Origin of the sequence: Kribbella pratensis, assembly GCF_004365355.1 — a bacterium.
Lineage (GTDB): Bacteria > Actinomycetota > Actinomycetes > Propionibacteriales > Kribbellaceae > Kribbella.
The window spans coordinates 1,776,321-1,797,358 of the sequence record NZ_SODP01000001.1; the positions used below are offsets into that span (position 1 = coordinate 1,776,321).

Sequence of the window (21,038 nt, forward strand, 5' to 3'; positions counted from 1 at the left end):
GGGGTTGGTTCCTAAACTGGGAGCGCGTGGATGACGGGTCGCCGGGGAGGTCGCGGATGGCGGGACTGCCGGGTGGCCGTTATGACCGCGCGGCCGCGGCCCGGGTGCTGGCCGAGGCCGCGGGCCCAGTTGCGTTCGGGCAGGTGGGTCTTGGTGGTCCGCGCCGACTCGAGCCCGAGGTTGTGCCGCTCGACGGTCAGTTGACTGCGCCGCAATTGGAGTATGTGCAGAGCCGGATGCGGCCGTGTCCGCCTGCCTTGGTGGTGAGTGCCGCCTCGAAGGTCAGTTGGCGAGACAGTGGCGGGGTTGCGAATGTCGCTCACTGCGGTCCGCTCGGGCCGATCGTGCCGGTGGTCGCCCGGGAGGCGACGCTGGCCATGTGGCAGGCGTTTGCTGGATCGGGTCCCGCGGCGTTGACGGATGACGAGCGCGCGGTGATGGATGCCACGACGACCGACAAGGACCCGGTTGAGATCCTGCGGGTCGGGATCGATACGACGTCGCGGGCTCTGGTGCAGCACGCGTACCTCGCGGATCAGACGCCGTACCGGAGTGCCGCGGAGTTTGCGCGTGGGCTGCGGGATTCGGGGATCTTCTCGGTGGTGGCGAACACCTGGTTCTGGGGGCTGCAGTCGTCGACGTTCCGGCGCGGGATGATTCCGGTGCGGCTGGTCGCGCAGGACGACGGGACCGTGCGGTACGCCGTGGAGACGGTCGACGTACTGCGGGAGATGAAGCAGACCGCGATCGCGGACGCGCACGAGACGTTGCGCCGGGCAACGGTCGAGGAGGGGCTGACCGTCGAGGAGGCGTTGCGGAAGTACGACGTACTGCTCGGGCAGATCTCGCGGCAGTACGCGCTGCTGCCGGCGGGGGAGCAGCCGCGGTGCCTGGCCAACATGTCTGTGGACGGGGTGCGGTTGCTCCCCGGGGTGGTGGACACGTTCGTGGAGACGTTCGTTCAGTTGCTCGAGTTGGTGGAGATTGGGGAGACCGGGATGAACACTGCTGACGAGGTTTTCGAGGTGCCGGACATGACGTGCTCGCACTGCACGAACACGATCACCGGGGTGCTGGAAGCGCTCGGGGTCCGGGTCGCGGGGATCGACCTGGACACGAAGGAGGTCGTCGCGGCGTTCCCGTCCGACGAGGTCCGCGCACAGAGCTTCGAGGCGATCCGCGGGCGCGGGTACACCGTCGTACCGCGGTGAGTTACTCGGTGTCGGGCTCGGTGTCGGGCTCGGTGCCGAAGTCGCGGAGGCGGAGGCTGTTGTAGGTGACGAACAGCGACGAGAGGCTCATCGCGGCGGCTGCGATCAACGGGTTGAGCAGGCCCGCGGCGGCGATCGGCACGGCGGCCACGTTGTAGCCGAAGGCCCAGATCAGGTTGCGGTGAATGGTCTGCCGCGTACGCCGAGCGAGCGTGATCGCGTCCGGGATCACCCGCAGGTCTTCGCGGACGAGGACGATATCGGCCGACTTGAGCGCAATGTCGGTGCCGGTCACGACCGCCAGCCCGAGATCGGCAGTCGCAAGCGCCGCCGCGTCGTTGATCCCGTCCCCGACCATCGCCACCCGATGCCCGTCGGCCCGCAACCGCTCGATCACAGCTGCCTTGTCAGCAGGCAGCACTCCGGCCCGCACATCATCAATCCCCAACTCGACCGCGACCGCCCGAGCCACCGACTCACTGTCTCCGGTCAGCAGAACGGTCCGCAGCCCCTGCCCATGCAACGCCTCGACCGCAGCCCTCGCACTACCCCGCAACCGATCCGCAAGCGTGAACCACCCCGCCGCCCGCCCATCAACCCCGACATAAACAATCGAACCCGCGCCGCGTTCCTCCGCGTCCGGTGCGGTGATTCCCTCGGATTCGAGCAGGGCGAGGTTTCCTACTACCACGCGGTGGCCGTCTACTACGCCTACGGCGCCCTGGCCCGGGCGGACTTCGAAGTCGGTGACCGGCTCGGGCTTGATCCCTTCGGCTTCGGCGCGGCGTTCTACGGCTCGGGCTATGGGGTGTTCGGAGTTGTGTTCGATCGAGACGACGTAGCGGAGGAGCTCGGGGTCGATGTGTTCTACGACGAGTTCGCCGGTGGTGAGGGTGCCGGTCTTGTCGAGGACGATGGTGTCGATGACGCCGCTGGCCTCGAGGGCGTCCTGGCCCTTGATCATGATGCCGAGGGTGGCGCCGCGGCCGATGCCGACCATGAGCGCGGTCGGCGTGGCCAGCCCGAGTGCGCACGGGCACGCGATGACGAGAACCGCGATGCCTGTGCCGATCGCCTGCTGGAAGGGTGCGCCGGAGGCGATCCACCCGACGGTGACGGCGATCGCGAGGGCGATGACCGCCGGCACGAACCACACGATGACCCGATCGACCGTGTGCTGGATGCGAGCCTTCCGCTCCTGCGCCTGCTCGGCGACGGCCGCCATCTGCGCGAGCTGCGTATGCGCACCGACCGCCGTCGCAGTCAGCACCAACCGCCCGTCGGTGCTGATCGTCCCGCCGATCACGGGATCTCCCGCCCGCACGCTCCGCGGCAGCGGCTCACCGGTCACGACGCTCGTGTCGACAGCTGCCGCGCCTTCGAGCACAGTCCCGTCGACCGGCACGATCTCGCCCGCCTTGACGACGACGATCTCGCCCTTGACGACCTGCCCGGTCGGTACGTCGACCTCCACACCATCGCGCAGTACCCGAGCCGTCGGGGTAGCCAACCGGCTCAGCGCACCGAACACGTCAGCAGCACGCCGCCGCGACCTCGTCTCGAAGTACCGCCCCGCGAGCTGGAACACGGTCATGCCCGCCGCGACATCGAGATACAGCGCCCCGGTGTCGAGCGGGATCGACGACAACCCCGGCCAATGACTACCCGTGCTCGATGCCCCAGGCAACAGCACCGATACCGCCGCCCAGCCGAACGACACGACGATGCCCAGCGATACCAGCGTGTCCATGCTCACCGCACGATGCCGCAAGTTCCGGATCGTGGCGCGGTGGAAGGGGAACGCCGCCCACGTGACAACCGGCAGCGCCACGAGCAGCGAGACAATCTCCCAACCAGGAAAGCGAAGCGACGGTACTGCGGCCAGCACGATCGTTGCGTCCATCAACGGAATCGCGAGCAGGATCGCCACGATCAGCCGACGGCGCAGAGCGGTCACGCGCTTGATGGTCAGCTGCTCCGCGAGCTCGTCGGCGGACTCGGGATCGCGCACGGTCGCGTCGTACCCGGCCTTGTCCACCGCGCTCGTCGCGCGGTCCGCGAGATCCGGCCCGGTCCCGGTGACGATCGCGCGCTCGGTCGCATAGTTGACGCTGGCCGTCACACCGTCGAGCTTGTTCAGGGCCCGCTCGACGCGGTTGGCGCAGGCCGCACACGTCATCCCGCCGACCAGCAGTTCGACGGAGCTCGTCTCGATCCGGGTCAGAGTCACCGAGGCTCCTTGGTCCGGTCGGCAGTCCGGTCCGCAGTCCGGTCCGCGGTCCGGTCGGCTGTTCGGTCGGCTGTTCGGTCGGCGAGGCGCTCGAGCATCGCGTTGTAGGCGTCGTACGAATCGTCGAGGCCGCTGTCGAGGTGGCGATCGATGCGTTTGGCAAGCTTCCCGTCCTGGACCGCCCATTGCAGTGCCAGCACCACGACGACGATCAGCAACGGGATCTCGCCGCCGGCCCACGCGATGCCGCCCGCGGTGTGCTGAGTGGCCGCGAGATCGACCTTCCACGGCAGCTCGAGGTGCTGGTAGAACGAGTCGCCGATGATCGCGCCGTCGGACATCAGGATGACCCCGAAGAACGCGTGGAACGGCATCGCCGCGAACAGGAAACCGAGCTTCGCCAGCGACGGGAGCTTCCGCGGCGTCTGGTCGACTCCGATGACGAGCCCGAAGTACAGGCAACCGACGAGCAGGAAGTGGGCGTTCATCAGTTGATGCGCCCAATGGAACTTCATCAGCGTGCCGAAGGCGTTGGTGAAGTACAGGCCGTAGTACGAGCCGATGTAGATGCCGAAGACAAGCAACGGGTGGTAGAGCGCCTTGAGCGGCCGGGAGTGCAGTACGGCGACGATCCACTCGTGCGGGCCGGGCTGTGCGTCCTTCGCCGCGGCGGGCAGGGCATTGAGCGCGAGGGTGAGCGGTCCACCGAGTACGAGCGGAATCGGGATCAGCATGCTCAGCGCCATGTGCATCGCCATGTGGACCGCGAAGCTTGCGCCGGAGTACTTCCCGAGGCCCGAGCTGGTCACCACGACGATCAGCACCCAGCCGAGCGTCCAGGCGATGGTCCGGCCGACCGGCCACGACTCACCACGGCGGCGGAGTCTCATCACGCCGGCGAGGTAGGCGGTGATGGCAGCGACGGCTGCGGCCACGAAGAGCAGGTTCGGACGCCACTGGCTGACCAGCGTCGCGAACGCCGGCGGCTTGCTGAGGTCGAAACCGAAGAAGATCTGACTGATCGACGTCGGCACGAAGAACTGGGGTGGGGGAATCCGGGTCATCGCGATGCCGCAGGCAACGAAGGCCGCCGTGCCAGTGGTGAGGAGGACAGCGCCGAGCGGAAGTTTGCTGCCGGCAACGGAGTACAGGCCGACGGCAACCAGCGCCAGAGCCGCCAACCGGGCCAGCGTGAGCCAGCCGGTGGCCGAGGCGAAGGGCGACGAGCCGGCCAGCTTGAACCACAGCAGAACGGCCTCGGTCACGATCAGCACTGCGGCACCGACCATCGCGACGCTGCGCCAGTGAGCGCGGTCGAGGGCACGGTTCCGGCGGCCGGTGGCGAGCCTGAGCGTCTGTACGACGGCCAGCCCGAGCAGCAGTTGCGCGACGACTGTCTGGTAGACGGCGGAATCGCCGGCGAAGTCGTGCCGCGGGCCGACCAGGACCTGGCCGACGACGACCGGGGCGAGCGAGCCGGCGAGCGCGGCCCAGAGCGCGATCAGGTACGCGACCCAGCGCACGGTCACCACGCTCGTGACCAGGACCACGATCGCGGCCAGGCAGGTGATCATCCAGGCCCGCCCGAAGTCGCCGGAGAACATCGCGAACCAGAGCGCGCTCGGGCTGGCGATCCGGCCGAGCGACAGGCCGTTCGAGTCGGCCGAGTCGAATGCGATCAGGAGGCCGGAGCTGATCACCCAGACGGCGGCAGCCCGGCGTACGACGATCGGCTCGAACCACTCCGCGATCTCCAACTGCCGGCGCGAACCGGACTCGCGCACTGGTCGCGCCTTGCCCGCGACGAGCGCCGACGTGAGGGCGCCGACCGTCACCAGCGAGGAGAGGTCGGCCACCGCACGGACGAAGGTCGTGACGAGCCCGGTCAGCCGGCCGGGGTAGTCGCGGGCGATCGGCAGATAGCTCGCCGAGCCCATCAGTGCGGTGGTGACCAGCGATGCGGCCAGAACGAGTACGCCCAGCAGGACGACGTACCCGATCAGCCACCGCCGGTGGCGCGTCGTACCCACGTCACTCCTGATCGATTGGTTGCCACAACCCCCAACTGGTGAATACGAGCGAGTTGTGGGAACAGTTCCCGGCAGCGGAACTTCTTTGCGACGGCTGGAGTTAGAGGGGCGTGGTGACTGGAGCCTGGACGATTGTCCTGACCGCGGTCTTCGCTGCGACGGGTCTGTACGGCGTTTGGCGGCTGAGCACGAGGCGCTGGCAGGGGATCGAGACCGTCGTCGACGTGAGCCATGCCTTGATGAGCCCGGCCATGCTCGTGATGCTGTGGTGGCCGATGGCGGCGACCGGCCAGTGGGCGCAGATGGCGGTGTTCAGCGGGCTGGCGGTCGTCTTCTTCTACCAGCTGTCCGGCTTGGACACCATCCCCGAGCGCGCCGGTGCGATGGCTCATGCCGGCATGAACCTCGGCATGGTGTGGATGCTGGCCGCGATGCCCCGCCTGATGTCCGGCGAAGCCTGGACCACGCTGCTCAGCTGGTCCGCCGTCGGCCTCCTCGTCATCACCGCCATCTGGTGGCTCGTCCACGCCGCCCGCACCCCTGGCCACCGAGCCCTCTGCGGCTGCCATGGCCTGTCCTGCGCCGGCATGGCCACCATGCTCGCCCTGATGACACCAGCCCTCTGAGGCGGCGAAGCTCACTCGTTGGCTAGTTGGCGGAGGGCTTGGAGGAAGGATTCGGAGAAGGTGGGGAAGGGCTGGATGACGTCGAGGAGGACGGGGATCGGGATCCTCGCGCGGATGGCGAGGGTTGCTTGCTGGAGCCATTCGCCGGCTTCAGGGCCGACCGCGTAGGCGCCGGTGATGACGGATCCGTCGGAGACCAGGGTGAGGAAACCGGGCTGCGTGTCGTACGAGCGCAGGTACGTCGCCGTGCGCGGCACGCCCGACAACTGGATCGTGCTCGTGTACGGTCCCTCGGCGTCACCTACGGACGCGGCCTGCGGGTAGCTGTAGACGACGCGCGGCACCGCTCGGTAGTCCGCAGTCCGCGGCTTGCCGAGAATGTTGCTCGCGGCAACACGGCCCTGGTATTCACCGACGTGGGTCAGTTGCCACAGCCCCGTGACGTCACCGATCGCCCAGAGGTTGGGTCCGGCCGAGAGCCTGTCGTCGACCGCGATACCGCGCGGATTCGCGACGATGCCGACGGTCTCCAGCCCGATGTTGTCGACCCGCGGACGTCGACCTGTCGCGACCAGGACGTGGTCGCCCTCGACCTGGCTCCCGTCGCTCAGCTCGAGTACGTACGTCGCCCCGTCGAGGCGCGCGCGCTCCGCACCGGTACCCGTCCGTACGTCGACCTTGTCGGCCGTCAGCGCGACCGCGATCGCCTCGCCGACCGCCCGCGGCTCACGAGGCATCAGGTGGTCGTCGAGCTCGATCAGGGTCACGGTTGATCCCATCCGCGCCAGCGCCTGACTCATCTCGACACCGGTAGCCCCGCCGCCGAGGACGAGCAGCCGGTCGGGTACGTCGACCAGCCCGGTCACGTCCCGGTTCGTCCACACCCCGGGCAGCTCACGCAGCCCCGGGACAGGCGGGATCACCGGATCGGCACCGCACGCGATCACGATGTGCTCGGCCGTGTGGGTCCGGTCGTCCACCGCGACGGTATGCGGCCCTGCCAGACGACCGTGTCCGCGCATAACTTCCAGGCCGACGCTCTTGGCCCACGACACCGCGCCGGCGTCGTCGTAGTTCGACACCATGAAGTCACGCCAGCCGAGGGCGGCGTGTGTGTCGAGCGATCCGGTGACGGCCTCCCGCGCCCCGGGAACGTCGCGAACCTCGGCCAGTGCCTCGCCGGGCCGCAACAGGGTCTTCGACGGGATGCAGGCCCAATAGGAGCACTCGCCACCGAGCAGTTCGCGCTCGACGATCGCAACGCTGGCACCGCCCTTGGTCAACGCCGCCGCGCAGTGTTCTCCCGGAGCACCGGCTCCGAGGACGATCACGTCGTACTCACCCATCAGATTCGGGCTCCCTTCGGATGGATCCAGGCTCGCGCGGAGTACGCCGTGCGCGGGCCAGGGAGTGTCCCTGGTCTGGTGCGACCAGGGAGCGGAACAGTGGCGCAAGGCGGCCCGTCGGCTCGATCGTGGAGCAGACATGCCAGGGAGGTCGGATGAGTGAGCCTGCGGTGGCCGGCTCGGGGCTGGTCGCGTTGCGGGGGAGAGCCGGCGTTCTGCTGGTCACCGCGACCGTGCTGGCGTCGATGGTCGGGTTCATCGACGCCTACATGATCAACGTCGCGATCCCGGCGATCGGCCGCGACCTGGAGATCGGTGTGAGCGAGCTCCAATGGGTGCTGACCGGGTACCTCGTCACCGTCGCGTCGCTGCTCCTACTGGCCGGCGCCCTCGCCGACCACTTCGGCTGGCGACGCATTCTCGTCGCCGGTCTGATCGTCATGCTGGTCGCGTCGCTGTGCTGCGCGGCGGCCCCGAACGGCGGCGCCCTGATCGCGGCGCGCGTGGTGCAAGGCGCCGGCGGTGCGCTCGTCGTACCGAGCAGTCTTGCGTTGCTGAACGGGACGCTTCAGTCGGCCGACCGGGCCAAGGGCATCGGCGTCTGGGCCGGCCTGTCGACCCTCGGTACGACGCTCGGCCCGTACGGCGGCGGCTGGTTGATCGACCACGGCTCGTGGCGGTACGTGTTCCTCCTGAACGTCCCGTTGATCGCGGCCGGACTGTGGGTACTGCGCGGCGTACCCGAGGTTGCGCGTGAACGACGTCCTCTGTCGGTCGACGTCGCGGGCGCTTTGCTCACCGCGGTCGGGCTGGGCGGCGTGATCTACGCGTTGACGGCTGGACCGGCGTCAGGCTGGGCCAGTGCACCGGTCCTGCTGTCGGCTGTCGTCGGCGTGGTCTGCCTGGTCGCACTGATTCCGGTGGAGAACAGACAGGCGGCGCCCATGCTCCGGACGGCGCTGTTCCGGATCCGCCAGTTCGTCGCGATCAACGCCGCGACCCTGCTGTTCTACGGCGCGTTGTCAGCCGCCAGCTACCTGGTCGTCCTGCAGTGTCAGCTGCGCCTGGGTTACAGCGCCACCGAGGCGGGTGCGGCGCTGATTCCGGAGTCGGCTGTGTTCCTGCTGGTCTCGCCGTTCGTCGGCGGTCTGGTCGCAAGGGTCGGCACGCGTTGGCCGATGGCCATCGGCATCCTGATCGTGGCCGGTGGGTTCGCCTGGCTGTCGGCGGCGCAGCCCGGCCAGAGCTATGTGCAGGCGATCCTGCCCGGCGCATTGTTGTGGGGTCTCGGCATCGGGTTGACGGTCGCTCCGTTGACAGCCGGTGTCCTGGCCGCTGTCGACGACGCGGATCTGGGAGAGGCGTCGGCGATCAACGATGCCGCGTCGCGTGTCGGCGGGGTCGTTCTGATCGCTCTCGTCCCCGCGCTGCTGGGCGTCGGCGGCTCGGACGAGCTGGCCGGGCCGTTGGCCAACAGGTACCAGGCGGCCATGCTCGTGATGGCAGCGTTGAGCGTCGTCGCCGCGGTGATCACGATGGTGTTCGTCGCCCGTGGTCGCCCGTCCGCCGCTCAGCTTCCGGCGACACCTCGCGTGCACGGTTGCGCCGTACCGGTATCCAACTGATTCGAACTAGGAGAGCACGATGTCTGAGCCAACACCGAGTCTCGCCGGGCAGGTCGTGGTTGTGATGGGTGGGAGTGCCGGTATCGGGCTGGAGACCGCGAGGCTGGCGCGTGCGAACGGGGCGCGGGTCGTCATCACCGGACGTGATCGGGAGCGGCTCGAGAAGGCGGCCGTCGAGGTCGGTGCCGAGAGTGCGCTGACTGTCGACCTGGATGATTCGGCGGACGTCGAGCGGGTGTTCGGCGAGCTGCCCGAGCAGCTCGACCACATCCTGATGGGCGGGAGCGGTCCGTTCTACGCGCCGCTCGCCGAGCTCGATCTGGGAGAGGCGGAGCGGTTCATCAACCAGCATCTGATCGGCTCGCTGCGGCTCGCGCGGTTGTGCATCGGCAGGGTTCGTGCCGGCGGGTCGCTGACGTTCATCAGCGGTACGGGCGCGCGGCGGCCGGGAGTCGGGCTGATGCTCGCTGCCATCGCGACGGCCGCGCAATCCGCGATCGTGGCGAACGCGGCCGTCGAGATCGCTCCGATCCGGGTGAACACCGTCGCCGCCGGCTTCGTCGACACGCCGCTGTCGGCGCGGCTGCTCGGAGACCAGCTCGAAGAGCGTCGCGCGCAGCTGCGGGCCACGTTGCCGATCGGGAGAGTCGTCGGCCCCGAGGACGTGGCGGCGCTGGTCGTCCACCTGATGACGAATACGGCCCTGACCGGCGCGACGTACGACGTCGACGGGGGACAGCAGCTGATCCCGGGCTAGCCGGCCTCGGGTAGTGCGTCTCGGAGTTGGCGGCGGGAGCTGATCGAGAGCTTGTCGAAGATCTTCCGGAGGTGCCACTCGACGGTGCGGGGGCTGAGGAACAGGCGGGTGCCGACTTCGGGGTTGGAGAGGCCGTCGCGGACGAGCAGGGCGATCTGGCGTTCCTGCGGGGTCAGCTCGTCGCCCGCGGTCGAGGCGGCCGCGCGTCGGCGTACCGTCTCGCCGGTCGCCTGCAACTCGCGGCGGGCCCGGTCGGCGAAGGCGGTCATGCCGATCTCGGAGAACATCTCGTACGCCGTCCGCAGCTCGGTCCGGGCGTCGCCGCGCCGCGTCTGCCGACGCAGCCATTCGCCGTACAGCAGGTGGGTGCGGGCCAGATCCGGGCGCAGCCGGGTGCCGTGCAGGTGCTCGATCGCCTCCGAATACGCCTCCTCCGACTTGTGGACCAGCCCGCGGGCGCGTGCTTCGAGGCCGAGTCCCCAGGGCTCGTCGGTGCCGCGTGTCTTCTCCTGCAGGCGGGCGAGGGCGGCGGCCGCCTCGTCGAGGTGCCCGCTGTGTACGGCGGCTTCGATCTGTTCGCTGAGCGCCCAGGAGGACACGAACAGTTCCGGTGTGTCCTCGGCGGCAAGAGTTGCCCAGGGCAACGCTTCGTCGTGGTGACCGAGTCCGTTCAGGACGACGGCTTTCGCCCAGCGCGCGTACTGCGCCGCCGTGCCCTGACCCTCGGCCGTCGTCCGCGCGATGGTGTCGTCGATCAGCGGGAACGCGTCGTCCGGGCGTCCTTGCAACGCGCTCAGCACGAGCGCGCCGTACGGTCCGATGTGGGTGCCGGTGGCCTCGCGTACGGCGTCCGCCTCGGCGCGGAGCGAGGTCGCTTCGGCGAAGTCGCCCGCCATCGCGAACACCTGCCCGAGCACGTTGACGCCGACCGCGAGTACGGCGAGCGCCCCGGCGCGTCGCGCTGTCTCCACCTGCCGGACGGATGCCGCCAGGCAGGCTTCGATGTCCCACGCAGTCGCGGCCGCAGCCGTAGCCAGCCACCCCCAGCGCAGAATCTCCTCGGCCGAGACCTCCCCGTCGCCGAACGCGCCGGCAGCCTGCTTGAGCAACGGCACCGCCGCTTCGCGCCCGGTCGCGAACAACAACGCGAACCCATCCAGCAACACATCAGAACTGCGCTCGGGCGCGTCGGGGCGCGGCGCTGCCATCGCGGCTTGGGAGACCTCGCGGAGGCCGGTGCCTGCCGCCAATTGGCCTGCGAAGAGCGCGGCGCTCCAGGCGTCGAGGTATGTGTCACGGGCCAGGCGGGCGTCGAGGGGCTCGAGCGTACGGGCGGCGCGCAGCAGAAGGCCCGGGGCGTCGCGGCCGCGTTGCTGGGCGAAGGCCGCCTCGGCGCGGAGCAGGTCGATCCGGGCGCGACCGAGGTCGTCGAGCTGGCCTGCCTCCGCCGTCGCGAGTAGCTCCCAGGCCGTCCGGAACGCGCCGGCCTGCAGGCTCGCCTGTGCTCCGGCGAGTGCGCGCTCGGTACGGCGTACCGGATCACGCGTCAGCGCGACCGCCCGCTGCAGGAACGCCGCGGCCGCCGCGAACCCACCGCGCGCCTGCGCCCGATCAGCGGACCGCTCCAGCTCCACGGCAACCGCCTCGTCCGGCCCGGTCGCGGCCGCAGCCAGATGCCAGGCCCGCCGATCAGGATCAGCGACCGAATCCGTAGCCCCGGCCAGCGCCAGATGTACGGCGCGACGCTCCGTCACCGACGCCGAACCGTACAAGGCCGACCGCACCAGCGGATGGCGGAACGTCACCCGCTCACCCAGGCTCAACAGCCCGTCGATCTCCGCGAACGCAGCATCGATCCCGAGCTGATCGGCGGCCCGGCGTACCAGAACCGGATCGCCCACGGGCTCGGCCGCGGCGACCAGCAGCAGCTGCCGCGTCGGCGGCGGCAGCGCATCGGCCTGCCGCAGGAAGCTCTGCTCGATCCGCCCCGGCAACTCCTGCCCGCCCAGCAGACCGAACCCGGCCGCCAACTGGGTCGCCGTCAGCCCCCGAGGCAACTGCAGCAACGCCAGCGGGTTGCCACCGGTCTCGGCCACGATGCGGTCCCGGATCGGAGCGTCCAGCAGGAACTCGACCGCCGAACCCAGCAATGGGCGCGCCTCGTCGTCCGGCAGCCCGTCGACCGCCAGGTCCGGGAGACCGTTCAGCTCCACCCCGACTTCACGCGCGCCGAACAGCAGACCGACCGCCTCGTTCCCGATCCGCCGGGCGACGAACCCGAGCGTTTGAGCGGTCGCGGAGTCGAGCCACTGCGCGTCGTCGACGACGACCAGCACCGGCTGCTCGGCGGCGAGATCGGAGATCAGACTGAGTACGGCGAGCCCGACCATGAACCGATCCGGCGCAGGCCCGGGAGCAAGTCCGAAGACCGTCGCGAGCGCTCGCCGCTGCGGCTCGGGGATCCGCTTCATCCGGTCGAGCAGGGGCATACACAGCTGGTGCAGAGCAGCGAACACCAGCTCCATCTCCGACTGGACGCCGACCGCACGCAGCAGCCGCAGATCCGGCGCGGAGTCGGTGGCGTAGTTCAGCAGCGCGCTCTTCCCGACCCCGGCCTCTCCGCGGACGACGAGCACCTGGCTGCCGCCGTTACGGACATCGGCGAGTAGCTGGTCGAGTACGGCGCGTTCGGTCCGGCGCCCGAGCAGCGCCGTCGGTTGGGGTCGTCCCGCCTCTGCTCCGCCGCCATGCTCCACCGTCCGTCCGCCCTCCCAGCGGTGAGACCACGACGAACTTCCGGAACGCCGCAGTTGCCGAACCGATCCAGACTAAGTCCGCGGAGCCCCGCTGACCATCACACAGGCGTCTGGACCAGATCGCTCTCGTGTTGCTCGTGCAGCAGTTGCCGGGCGATCGAGCCGGATCCTTCGAGCTGGAGCGTGTGCGGCGTGTCCGGGAGGCGGAAGCCGAGGGTGGTGACGGTATCGAGGCAACGGGCCGGCCCGAGGATCGCCCAGCCGCCGCGAGTCTCGGGGGACAGGTCGAGGTCTTCGGCGAGGAGGAGGCCGTCGTCGAGCCAGGCGCGGGTCGCCGTACGGAGTGTGCCGCCGACCTCGCCGTACCGTCCGAGGACGAGGGACTCGCGCAGCTGGGCGGTGCAGCCGGTCTCGAGGCGTGCGGTCGTCGTACGGGTGACGTCGGCGCCGGCGGAGACGACGAACGGCTCGGCGTACCACTGGAGGCTGGCGCCGTCGGTGAGGCGGATGTCGACGTCCCAACGGGCGGAGCCGCCGCGCATCGCGTAGGCGACGGTGCCGGCCGTCTCTACGATCTCGAGCCTGGTGGGACCGGAGACGGCGACCTCGATGCGTACTTCGTCGCCCGCGAGCAGGAGCGCACCCGCCGCGACGAGCGCGACGCGGACCACTCCGGGCGGACCGTGCAGTCGCCGGGGCGACAGGTGGTCGGTCGTCAGCAGGCAGCGGTCCCGGACCGGGTCGGCGGTGACGTCAATGCGTGTGGACATGAGTGATCACGCTGCCGTCCTCGCCGATATGAGAGTGCGGCGCCATCGGACCGGGGTCGACCGGGGTGTGATCGCCGGTGCTTACGTGGGCCGTCATGTTTCGGACCCATTCCTTGAGCCTGGCGACCGAGGCTGGATCTTTCCGGGAGAGCGCGAGGACGGTTTTCCCGTCGCGGGCCGCCTCGGCGTCCTTCACCATCTGCTCGACATCCACCTCGACGTACGGCGCGAGGTCGGTCTTGTTGACGACGAGCAGATCCGCCCGGGCGATCCCCGGTCCGCCCTTACGCGCGACGTCACCGCCGCCGGCGACATCGAGGACGAAGATCTGCGCGTCGACGAGCGCGGGGGAGAAGGTCGCGGTCAGGTTGTCGCCGCCGGACTCGACGAGGACGACGTCCAGCGGGGCGAAGTCGCGCTCGAGATCCTCGACCGCGATCAGGTTCGGGGTGACGTCGTCGCGGATCGCGGTGTGCGGGCAGGCGCCGGTCTCGACAGCGCGGATCCGGTCCGGATCGAGTACGCCGGCGGAGCGCAGCAGGCGGGCGTCCTCGTCGGTGTAGATGTCGTTGGTGATCACGCCCAGGCGGAGCTCGTCGGCGAGTTCGCGGCAGATCGTCGCGATCAGCGAGCTCTTGCCGGTGCCGACCGGGCCGGCGACACCCAGCCGGAAGGAGCGGGTCTTAGGCATGGAACAACCTCATTCTCTCGGTCACGTGCTTCTGCGCGTGGATGTCGATCAGCGGAGCGGCGTAGGCGGGGATCTTGTCGACGTCGGTCAGCGGCGCGACCTCGGCGACGAGCTCTTCGATGTCGTCGTGGAGGGCGGCCAGCCAGGTCGCGGCCTCGGCGGGGTCCACCGGCAACAGCTTCATCGACGCGGACACGACGGTCTGTGCATCGTCGTACGCCACAACCCGAGCCAGCTGCTCCGCGGACAAGCCAGTCACCGCCGCCACCACCCCAAGCGCAACGGGCCGAGCGATCTCGCCATCCGCCGGCAGGTACTCCATAACCCCCGGCCAAACCCGCCCCGCAAGCCGCACCAACAACCGCCCCTGCCGCCGAACCACCCCCCGCACCACATGCGAAGACGTCCGCCCAGCCCAAGCCCTCTCCACGACCCCCAACCCACCAAGCCCACCCGGCGAGCCCGGCGCGCCCGTGGCGCCCAGCCCGTCCGGCCCGCCCAGTCGAACCGGCCCGCCCGGGGCGCCTAGCTCGTGCGGCCCGCCCAGTCGAACCGGCCCACCCAGGCCGCCCAGTCCGTGCGGCCCGCCCAGTCGAACCGGCCCGCCCGGGGCGCCCAGTCCGTGCGGCCCGCCCAGTCGAACCGGCCCGCCCGGGGCGCCCAGCTCGTCGGACCGTCCCAGTCGCCCCGGCCTTCCGCCCGGCGGCTCGGCCGCCTCGAGCCCGTCGGCGTCGAGTCGTGAGTTGGGGTTGTGATTTGGCGACCAGGTTTCACGATTCGGCGAAGGGGGTGTCGACCAATCCGCACGACTCGCTGGTTTGGGGGTGGTGAGGACGACGTGGCGGGCCACGACCGCGACGGCCGCGTCTACGCGGGTGACTGTGCGGAGGCGGTCGCGGGCGTAGGCCGGGACCTCGTGCAGTTGCTTGCCGTCGGCGCCCAGCCCGGCGCGTACGGCGGGCTCGAGGCCGGCCGACTGGGTGTGGCCGCCGGTCGGCAGGCGTCCGTCGGCGAGCATCAGCGCGACCAACTCCGGCGTACCCATCAGAACATCGCGTACAACTGAGCGAGCGGAAGCACCTCCGCCGGCGACGGCTCCACCAGCTCTCCGTCGACCTCGATGGCGAAGGTCTCCGGGTCGATCTCGATGCTCGGCAGCGCGCTGTTGTTCTTCATGTCCGCCTTGCCGATCTCGCGTGTCGGCCGTACGCCGAGCAGCCGCCGGCGCAACTGCAGCCGTTCAGCCAGCCCGTCCTCCAGCGCCGCGGGCGACACGAACGTATACGACAGATCCGCACCGATCGCGTCCCCGAACGCCGGCCGCATCAGCACCGGCTGCGGCGTCGGGATCGACGCGTTCGGGTCGCCGAGCGCCGCCCACGCGATCGCGCCGCCCTTGATCACCAGGCTCGGGCGGACCCCGAAGTACCGCGGATCCCAGAGCGTGAGATCGGCCAGCTTGCCGGCTTCCACCGAGCCGACCTCGTGATCGATGCCGTGGGCAACAGCCGGGTTGATCGTGTACTTGGCGACGTACCGGCGTACCCGCTCGTTGTCGGCGGGAAGCTCGCCGGCGAGCGCGCCGCGGCGGTGCTTCATCACGTGCGCGACCTGCCAGGTGCGGGTGATCACCTCGCCGATCCGGCCCATCGCCTGCGCGTCCGACGAGGTGATCGAGAGCGCGCCGAGGTCGTGCAGGATGTCCTCGGCCGCGATCGTGGTGGCCCGGATCCGCGACTCCGCGAACGCGAGGTCCTCCGGCACGTCCGGGCTGAGGTGGTGACAGACCATCAGCATGTCGAGGTGCTCGGCGACCGTGTTCACGGTGTGCGGCAGGGTCGGGTTGGTTGATCCGGGAATGACATGCGGGTACGCCGCGATCGAGAGGATGTCCGGCGCGTGACCACCGCCCGCGCCCTCGACGTGGAACGCGTGGATCGACCGGCCCGCGATCGCGCCGAGCGTCGACTCGACGTACCCGGCCTCGTTGAGGCTGTCCGCATGCAGCGCGACCTGCAGGCCCCACTCGTCCGCGGCGCGCAGTGCGGAGTCGATCGCGGCCGGGGTCGAGCCCCAGTCCTCGTGGACCTTGTAGCCGGCCGCCCCCGCGAGAGCCTGCTCCGCGAGGGCCTCCGCGCTGACCGTGTTCCCCTTGCCCAGCAGCAGGATGTTGAGCGGTACGGCATCCAGCGCGCGATGTATCTGCTCAAGGTGCCACGCGCCGGGCGTGACTGTCGTCGCCTTGGAACCCTCGCTCGGCCCGGTCCCGCCGCCGACGATCGTGGTGATCCCGGTCGCGAGAGCCTCGTGCAGTTGCGACGGGGAGAGCAGGTGGACGTGCGAGTCGATCGCGCCGGCGGTGAGGATGCGACCCTCGCCGGCGATCACGTCGGTGGACGGGCCGATGCGGAGGTCGGGGTGTACGCCGTCCGCGATGTCCGGATTCCCGGCACGACCCAGCGCGACGATGCGGCCGTCGCGGATCCCGACGTCGGCGCGCACGATGCCCCACCAGTCCACGACGAGCACGTTCGTGATCACCGTGTCCGGCGCACCATCGGCCCGCGTCGCCGTACCCTGCGCCATCGACTCCCGGATCGACTTCCCGCCCCCGAACACCACCTCCTCGCCGCCGACGGTGAAGTCCTGCTCAACCTCCACCCACAAGTCGGTATCAGCCAACCGAACCTGATCCCCGACAGTAGGTCCGTACAACGCCGCGTACGCCGCCCGCGAAATCTCAACCACGATCCACCTCGCCGAGACGGTCTACCTCGCCGAGACGATCTACCCCGCCGAGGCTGTCGGCGCCGGCCGGCTTCAGCTGGATCCCCGGCACCCGGCGGTTGCCCCTCAGCGCCACCAAGTCCACCTCGCGGGAGGCGCCGGGCTCGAACCGCTGCGACGTCCCGGACGGTATGTCGAGCCGGAACCCTTGTGCGGCCTCCCGGTCGAAGGCGAGCGACGCGTTGGCATCGGGCAGGTGCAGATGCGACCCGATCTGGATTGGCCGGTCGCCGGTGTTCACGATCACCAGCCGCTGACGCTCAGCGTCCGTGCGGTCGGCGTTCAGTCGGATCGTGCCGGGCGCGACACGAAGTGCACCAGGTGCGACCGAGCGCCCCGCCGCCCCCTGTCCTTCCGTGCTAAGTCTATCGGCGTCAGCCATGGAATCTGCCTTCAGATGATGGGGTTGTGGATAGTCACGAGCTTCCGGCCGTCCGGGAACGTCGCCTCGACCTGCACGTCATGCAGGAGCTCCGCGACCCCGGGCATCACCTGATCCCGAGTAAGCACCAGGCGTCCGCTCTCCATCAGCTCGGAGACGCGAGCACCCTCACGTGCCCGCTCGATCACCCAGGTGCTCAGCAACGCCACCGCCTCCGGGTGGTTCAGCAGCACCCCCCGCGCCAGCCGGTCACGAGCAACCATGCCGGCCACGGAGAGCAGCAGCTTCTCAACATCAGCTGGAGTGAAGTTCATGGTGTGAGGTTGCGGGGTCGCCCGTCGTCAAGGCGAGATCAACCGCCGCTTGGCTCCCTTCAGAGCTCGGCACTGGCCTGCTGAGACATTCGGGTGCAGGTTGGGGAGGATCTTGCACCGAATCGGGGGTGAAATCCTCCCCAACCTGCATCATGGCAGGCCGCGAGGCGCTGCATGGATCAGGAGTGGGCGGGTAGGACGTGGTCGGAGACCTTGTCCGTGCTCAGGCATAGGGAGCAGACGGCGGCGGCGTGGGTTTGGCAGGCGGTCATGTCGGGGCGTTCGTAGTCCTGGCGGCAGACGTGGCAGGTGAGTACTTCGCCGGACGGGTTGCCGTGTTCGTCGTACATGGGCAGGTCCAGGCCGTCGTCCAAACGGCGGAGGTAGTACTTGCCGCGGGTGATGATCGCGAGGACGGGTGGCAGGACCAGGGCCAGGCCGATCGCGACCAGTGGTGAGTACGGCTTGATCGTGTCGCCGAGGCCGCCGAAGAAGACCAGGATCGAGACGCCCGCGGCCGCCGCCATCGAGACGAAGCCGACCGGGTTGACGGCGTACAGCATGCCGCGGCGGAATTCAGGCGCCTTCGGGGACAGCTTCAGCAGGTACTTGTTGAAGACGATGTCGGAGGCAACGACCACGATCCACGCCATCCCGCAGTTCGCGTAGAAGCCGAGGATGGTGTTGAGGAAGTCGAACATGTTCGCCTCCATCAGCACCAGCGCGATCACCAGGTTGAACCCGAGGAACACCAGCCGGCCGGGGTAGTGCCGGGTCAGCCGCGTGTACGAGTTCGTCCAGGCGAGCGAACCGGAGTACGCGTTGGTCACGTTGATCTTGACCTGGCTGATGACGACGAGTACGACGGCCAGCGTCATCGCCAGCCATCCCGGCAGGAAGTCGCGGTAGATCTCCAGGAACTGGTGCACCGGCTGGTTCGCGATCGCGGTGCCGCCGTCGACGCGGGCGATGATGTAGACGGCAAGGAACAGCCCGATGATCTGCTTGAGCGCGCCGAAGATCACCCAGCCGGGGCCGGCGAGCAGTACGGCCGTCCACCAGCGGCGGGAGTTCTCGGGGGTCTTCGGCGGCATGAACCGCAGGTAGTCGATCTGCTCCGCGATCTGCGCGATCAGCGACAGACAGACACCGGCCGCGAGCAGCATCGATCCGAAGTCGGCGTCCGGACCGTAGTCGAAGAACGTCGACACCGAGGACGGGTGCGAGACAACCAGATAGCCGAAAGGCAGCACCATCAGGATCAGCCAGAGCGGCGTCGTCCACACCTGCAGCGTCGACAACACCTTCATCCCGTAGATCACCAGCGGGAAGATCACGAGGGTGGACACGGCGTACCCGAGCCAGAGCGGCACATGCAGCCCGAGGTGCAGGCCCTGCGCCATGATCGAGCCTTCGAGCGCGAAGAAGATGAACGTGAACGACGCGAAGATCACGTTCGTCACGACCGAGCCGTAGTACCCGAAGCCGCTGCCGCGCGTGATCAGGTCGAGGTCGATGTTGTAGCGCGCGGCGTAGTACGCCAGTGGCAGACCGGTCGCGAAGATGACCACCGCGAAGATCGCGATACCCCACAGCGCGTTGGTCGTCCCGTACGAGATGCCGATGTTCGCGCCGATCGCGAAGTCGGCAAGGTACGCGATCCCGCCGAGCGCCGAGACGGCGACCACACCGGTGGACCACTTGCGGTAGCTGCGCGGCGCGAACCGGAGCGTGTAGTCCTCCAGGGTCTCGCGCGTCGCGGTGTTCTGACTCGGCGCAGCGGGGCTGCCCTGATCGAGCGCGGGGTCGAGCGAGGGTTCAACAGTCATGGCGGAACTCCTGCGGCACCTTCGGGCGAGCGGTGCTCCGGCGTACCGGCGACGCTGCCGGCGGGGATGCACCCGAATGGAAGGAACCTAGGAACGCCGTGTTACCTGTGTGTTGCCGATCCGCTACGTTCGTGTATTTCCATCTGGAAGTAATCTGGGAGCTCGGCCTCGAGGGCGTGCTGCGCGGTGCCGAGGCGGTCGGCGACGGTCGCGCCGACGGGGGAGAGGGCGGTGACGATCCGGCGCTTGTCGTCCGGATGCACGCGGCGCAGCACGAGTCCGCGTTCGACCAGCTTGTCGACGTGCCGGGTCAGGCTCGCGGCCGGCAGTACGGCGGACTCCGCGAGCAGCGACATCGGCTGACCGGGCTCCTCGTGCAGCGCGGCCATGATCCGCCACTGCTCGATCGTCAGCCCGAACTCGTCGAGCAGCGGAGCCAGACCGAGCTCGATCTCCCGCTCGACCCGCTTCAGCAGCAGGAGCAGGCTCGACGCCATCCGCACCCCCTCGTCGGTTCAGGTGCTGGGAAATATAGCTGTTCGCTCGAAGTTCCGCCTCCGATTCGTTCACACTGAGGTTTCGCCCGTACGGCGACGAGGAGGTGATCGTGCGGCGTTCCGACGTACTGCCGATCGCTTTCGTGGTGCCGCTGCAGGGTCCGACCGGGATCTACGGGCCATCGTGTCTCGCGTGCGGTCAGCTGGCTGTCGAGCAGTTGAACGCGCGTAACGGCATCGCCGGACGCCGGGTCGAGCTGGTGCAGGTCGATGCCGGTCGTTCCCCTGAGGTGGTCGCCGAGGAGGTCGGGCGGCTGGTCGATTCCGGGCGGGTCGAGGCGGTGGCCGGCTGGCACATCTCCGCAGTACGCGTGGCGCTGACGCGACGGATCGGTGGGCGGGTCGTGTATGCGTTCGCCGCGATGCACGAAGGCGGCGACGACACGCCCGGGGTGTTCATGCTCGGCGAGCGTCCGGTCAACCAGTTGTTGCCGGCAGCGCGCTGGCTCCGTGAACATCACGGCGCCCGGCGATGGGTTGTCGTCGGCAACGACTACGTGTATCCGCGGGTGACCGGATCCGTTGCGCAGGAAGCGTTGGACATCGTCGAGTCGGCTTATGTTGCCCTCGGCACTTCTGACTTCACGGAGGTGATCAACGGGCTCAAGGCAACAAAAGCCGACGGCGTGATCATGCTGCTGATGGGTCAGGACGCGGTTCATTTCAACCGTCAGTTCGCCCGCGCCGGGCTGAGTGAGGACCTGCTCCGCCTCAGCACGGCGATCGAGGAGAACACGCTGCTTGGAGCCGGGCCGGGCGCGAACCATGGTGTTTACGCGGCTGCTGCGTACTTCGACGGTCTGTCGACGGTGGAGAGCAGCGAGTTCGCCCAGCAGTACTACACCCGCTTCGGCCCGTTCGCGCCCGCGCTCAACGCGGTCGGCGAATCCTGCTACGAGGCCATCCGCTTCCTGGCTCGCCTCGGCGAGATCAGCGGCTCCATCGAAATGTCCGCGGCACTCCCCACCGACCACTTCTACGACAGCCCTCGCGGCTTACTCCGCCTCGACGGCAACCTCGTCGACCAGGACGTGTACCTCGCCGCCGCCGACGGCCTGCAGTTCCGCATCGAGGAACAGATCGCCCACACGCACTAACCTCGAAGCCGGGGCCTCGGCCGACCCTGC

The 21,038-nt window shown here is 69.2% G+C and carries 18 protein-coding genes; 6 read left to right on the plus strand and 12 right to left on the minus strand.

Annotation, left to right across the window (positions count from 1 at the left end):
- Positions 1-56 precede the first annotated feature (56 nt).
- Entirely contained in the window at positions 57-1,211 is a 1,155-nt protein-coding gene (locus EV653_RS08360) for a heavy-metal-associated domain-containing protein (RefSeq protein ID WP_134099708.1), read from the plus strand.
- A gap of 1 nt (position 1,212) precedes the next feature.
- Here the strand turns inward: EV653_RS08360 and EV653_RS08365 are convergent, their stop codons facing one another.
- Both EV653_RS08365 and EV653_RS08370 read right to left on the minus strand, forming a co-directional pair.
- Positions 1,213-3,390 carry a heavy metal translocating P-type ATPase gene (locus EV653_RS08365; RefSeq protein WP_134104026.1) on the minus strand — a complete coding sequence of 726 codons (2,178 nt, stop codon included), beginning with the start codon at positions 3,388-3,390 and terminating at the stop codon, positions 1,213-1,215.
- A 47-nt stretch (positions 3,391-3,437) separates the two neighbouring features.
- The gene (locus tag EV653_RS08370) at positions 3,438-5,471 is read right to left on the minus strand and encodes a cytochrome c oxidase assembly protein (protein WP_134099712.1); all 2,034 of its coding nucleotides are present in this window, start codon (positions 5,469-5,471) and stop codon (positions 3,438-3,440) included.
- Positions 5,472-5,584: 113 nt separating this feature from the next.
- On the opposite strand from EV653_RS08370, the gene EV653_RS08375 reads away from it, so the two are divergent.
- On the plus strand, positions 5,585-6,097 hold the full coding sequence (locus tag EV653_RS08375; protein WP_134099715.1) for a DUF5134 domain-containing protein: 513 nt from the start codon (positions 5,585-5,587) through the stop codon (positions 6,095-6,097).
- Positions 6,098-6,108: 11 nt separating this feature from the next.
- On the opposite strand, the gene EV653_RS08380 is transcribed toward EV653_RS08375, so the two are convergent.
- Complete coding sequence (locus EV653_RS08380) at positions 6,109-7,443, minus strand: dihydrolipoyl dehydrogenase family protein (RefSeq protein WP_134099718.1); 1,335 nt, start codon at positions 7,441-7,443, stop codon at positions 6,109-6,111.
- A gap of 155 nt (positions 7,444-7,598) precedes the next feature.
- On the opposite strand from EV653_RS08380, the gene EV653_RS08385 reads away from it, so the two are divergent.
- On the plus strand, positions 7,599-9,068 hold the full coding sequence (locus EV653_RS08385) for an MFS transporter (protein WP_166679317.1): 1,470 nt from the start codon (positions 7,599-7,601) through the stop codon (positions 9,066-9,068).
- A gap of 19 nt (positions 9,069-9,087) precedes the next feature.
- Positions 9,088-9,825 (plus strand): SDR family oxidoreductase, encoded by a 738-nt coding sequence (locus tag EV653_RS08390; RefSeq protein WP_134099724.1) that lies wholly within the window; start codon positions 9,088-9,090, stop codon positions 9,823-9,825.
- On the opposite strand, the gene EV653_RS08395 is transcribed toward EV653_RS08390, so the two are convergent.
- The 4 genes from EV653_RS08395 to EV653_RS08410 form a co-directional block, all read right to left on the minus strand.
- Positions 9,822-12,581 carry a helix-turn-helix transcriptional regulator gene (locus tag EV653_RS08395; RefSeq protein ID WP_134099727.1) on the minus strand — a complete coding sequence of 920 codons (2,760 nt, stop codon included), beginning with the start codon at positions 12,579-12,581 and terminating at the stop codon, positions 9,822-9,824. The genes EV653_RS08390 and EV653_RS08395 overlap by 4 nt on opposite strands.
- A 98-nt stretch (positions 12,582-12,679) precedes the next feature.
- Positions 12,680-13,351 (minus strand): urease accessory protein UreD, encoded by a 672-nt coding sequence (locus EV653_RS08400; protein ID WP_134099729.1) that lies wholly within the window; start codon positions 13,349-13,351, stop codon positions 12,680-12,682.
- Entirely contained in the window at positions 13,335-14,042 is a 708-nt protein-coding gene (gene ureG / locus EV653_RS08405; protein WP_134099732.1) for an urease accessory protein UreG, read from the minus strand. Before ureG ends, EV653_RS08400 begins: the two co-directional genes overlap by 17 nt.
- Positions 14,035-14,892, minus strand: coding sequence for an urease accessory protein UreF (locus tag EV653_RS08410; RefSeq protein ID WP_238159804.1), 858 nt, complete (start codon positions 14,890-14,892; stop codon positions 14,035-14,037). The genes ureG and EV653_RS08410 overlap by 8 nt, the downstream gene beginning before the upstream one ends.
- On the opposite strand from EV653_RS08410, the gene EV653_RS41030 reads away from it, so the two are divergent.
- Positions 14,881-15,108: a hypothetical protein gene (locus EV653_RS41030; RefSeq protein ID WP_166679240.1), complete on the plus strand. Its 228-nt coding sequence runs from the start codon at positions 14,881-14,883 to the stop codon at positions 15,106-15,108. The genes EV653_RS08410 and EV653_RS41030 overlap by 12 nt on opposite strands.
- On the opposite strand, the gene EV653_RS08420 is transcribed toward EV653_RS41030, so the two are convergent.
- The 5 genes from EV653_RS08420 to EV653_RS08440 all read right to left on the minus strand — a co-directional run bounded on the left by EV653_RS08420 (position 15,087) and on the right by EV653_RS08440 (position 19,851).
- The gene (locus EV653_RS08420; RefSeq protein ID WP_134099735.1) at positions 15,087-16,790 is read right to left on the minus strand and encodes an urease subunit alpha; all 1,704 of its coding nucleotides are present in this window, start codon (positions 16,788-16,790) and stop codon (positions 15,087-15,089) included. The genes EV653_RS41030 and EV653_RS08420 overlap by 22 nt on opposite strands.
- Positions 16,783-17,211 carry an urease subunit beta gene (ureB, locus tag EV653_RS08425; RefSeq protein ID WP_134099738.1) on the minus strand — a complete coding sequence of 143 codons (429 nt, stop codon included), beginning with the start codon at positions 17,209-17,211 and terminating at the stop codon, positions 16,783-16,785. The genes EV653_RS08420 and ureB overlap by 8 nt, the downstream gene beginning before the upstream one ends.
- Before the next feature lie 11 nt (positions 17,212-17,222).
- The gene (locus EV653_RS08430; RefSeq protein ID WP_134099741.1) at positions 17,223-17,525 is read right to left on the minus strand and encodes an urease subunit gamma; all 303 of its coding nucleotides are present in this window, start codon (positions 17,523-17,525) and stop codon (positions 17,223-17,225) included.
- Positions 17,526-17,704: 179 nt separating this feature from the next.
- Positions 17,705-19,354, minus strand: a complete 1,650-nt coding sequence (locus EV653_RS08435; RefSeq protein ID WP_134099743.1) for a purine-cytosine permease family protein — start codon at positions 19,352-19,354, stop codon at positions 17,705-17,707.
- Between the two features lie 101 nt (positions 19,355-19,455).
- Positions 19,456-19,851, minus strand: a complete 396-nt coding sequence (locus EV653_RS08440; protein ID WP_134099746.1) for a MarR family winged helix-turn-helix transcriptional regulator — start codon at positions 19,849-19,851, stop codon at positions 19,456-19,458.
- A 110-nt stretch (positions 19,852-19,961) separates the two neighbouring features.
- Between EV653_RS08440 and EV653_RS08445 the strand changes: the two genes are divergently transcribed.
- Positions 19,962-21,008 carry a substrate-binding domain-containing protein gene (locus EV653_RS08445; protein ID WP_134099749.1) on the plus strand — a complete coding sequence of 349 codons (1,047 nt, stop codon included), beginning with the start codon at positions 19,962-19,964 and terminating at the stop codon, positions 21,006-21,008.
- Positions 21,009-21,038 lie beyond the last annotated feature (30 nt).

Coding starts and splice junctions, on each gene's coding strand:
- EV653_RS08360 (WP_134099708.1), top strand. CDS start 57: ATGGCGGGACTGCCGGGTGGCCGTTATGACCGCGCGGCCGCGGCCCGG.
- EV653_RS08365 (WP_134104026.1), bottom strand. CDS start 3,390: ATGACGTGTGCGGCCTGCGCCAACCGCGTCGAGCGGGCCCTGAACAAG.
- EV653_RS08380 (WP_134099718.1), bottom strand. CDS start 7,443: ATGGGTGAGTACGACGTGATCGTCCTCGGAGCCGGTGCTCCGGGAGAA.
- EV653_RS08385 (WP_166679317.1), top strand. CDS start 7,599: ATGAGTGAGCCTGCGGTGGCCGGCTCGGGGCTGGTCGCGTTGCGGGGG.
- EV653_RS08390 (WP_134099724.1), top strand. CDS start 9,088: ATGTCTGAGCCAACACCGAGTCTCGCCGGGCAGGTCGTGGTTGTGATG.
- EV653_RS08400 (WP_134099729.1), bottom strand. CDS start 13,351: ATGTCCACACGCATTGACGTCACCGCCGACCCGGTCCGGGACCGCTGC.
- ureG (WP_134099732.1), bottom strand. CDS start 14,042: ATGCCTAAGACCCGCTCCTTCCGGCTGGGTGTCGCCGGCCCGGTCGGC.
- ureB (WP_134099738.1), bottom strand. CDS start 17,211: ATGGCTGACGCCGATAGACTTAGCACGGAAGGACAGGGGGCGGCGGGG.
- EV653_RS08430 (WP_134099741.1), bottom strand. CDS start 17,525: ATGAACTTCACTCCAGCTGATGTTGAGAAGCTGCTGCTCTCCGTGGCC.
- EV653_RS08435 (WP_134099743.1), bottom strand. CDS start 19,354: ATGACTGTTGAACCCTCGCTCGACCCCGCGCTCGATCAGGGCAGCCCC.
- EV653_RS08440 (WP_134099746.1), bottom strand. CDS start 19,851: ATGGCGTCGAGCCTGCTCCTGCTGCTGAAGCGGGTCGAGCGGGAGATC.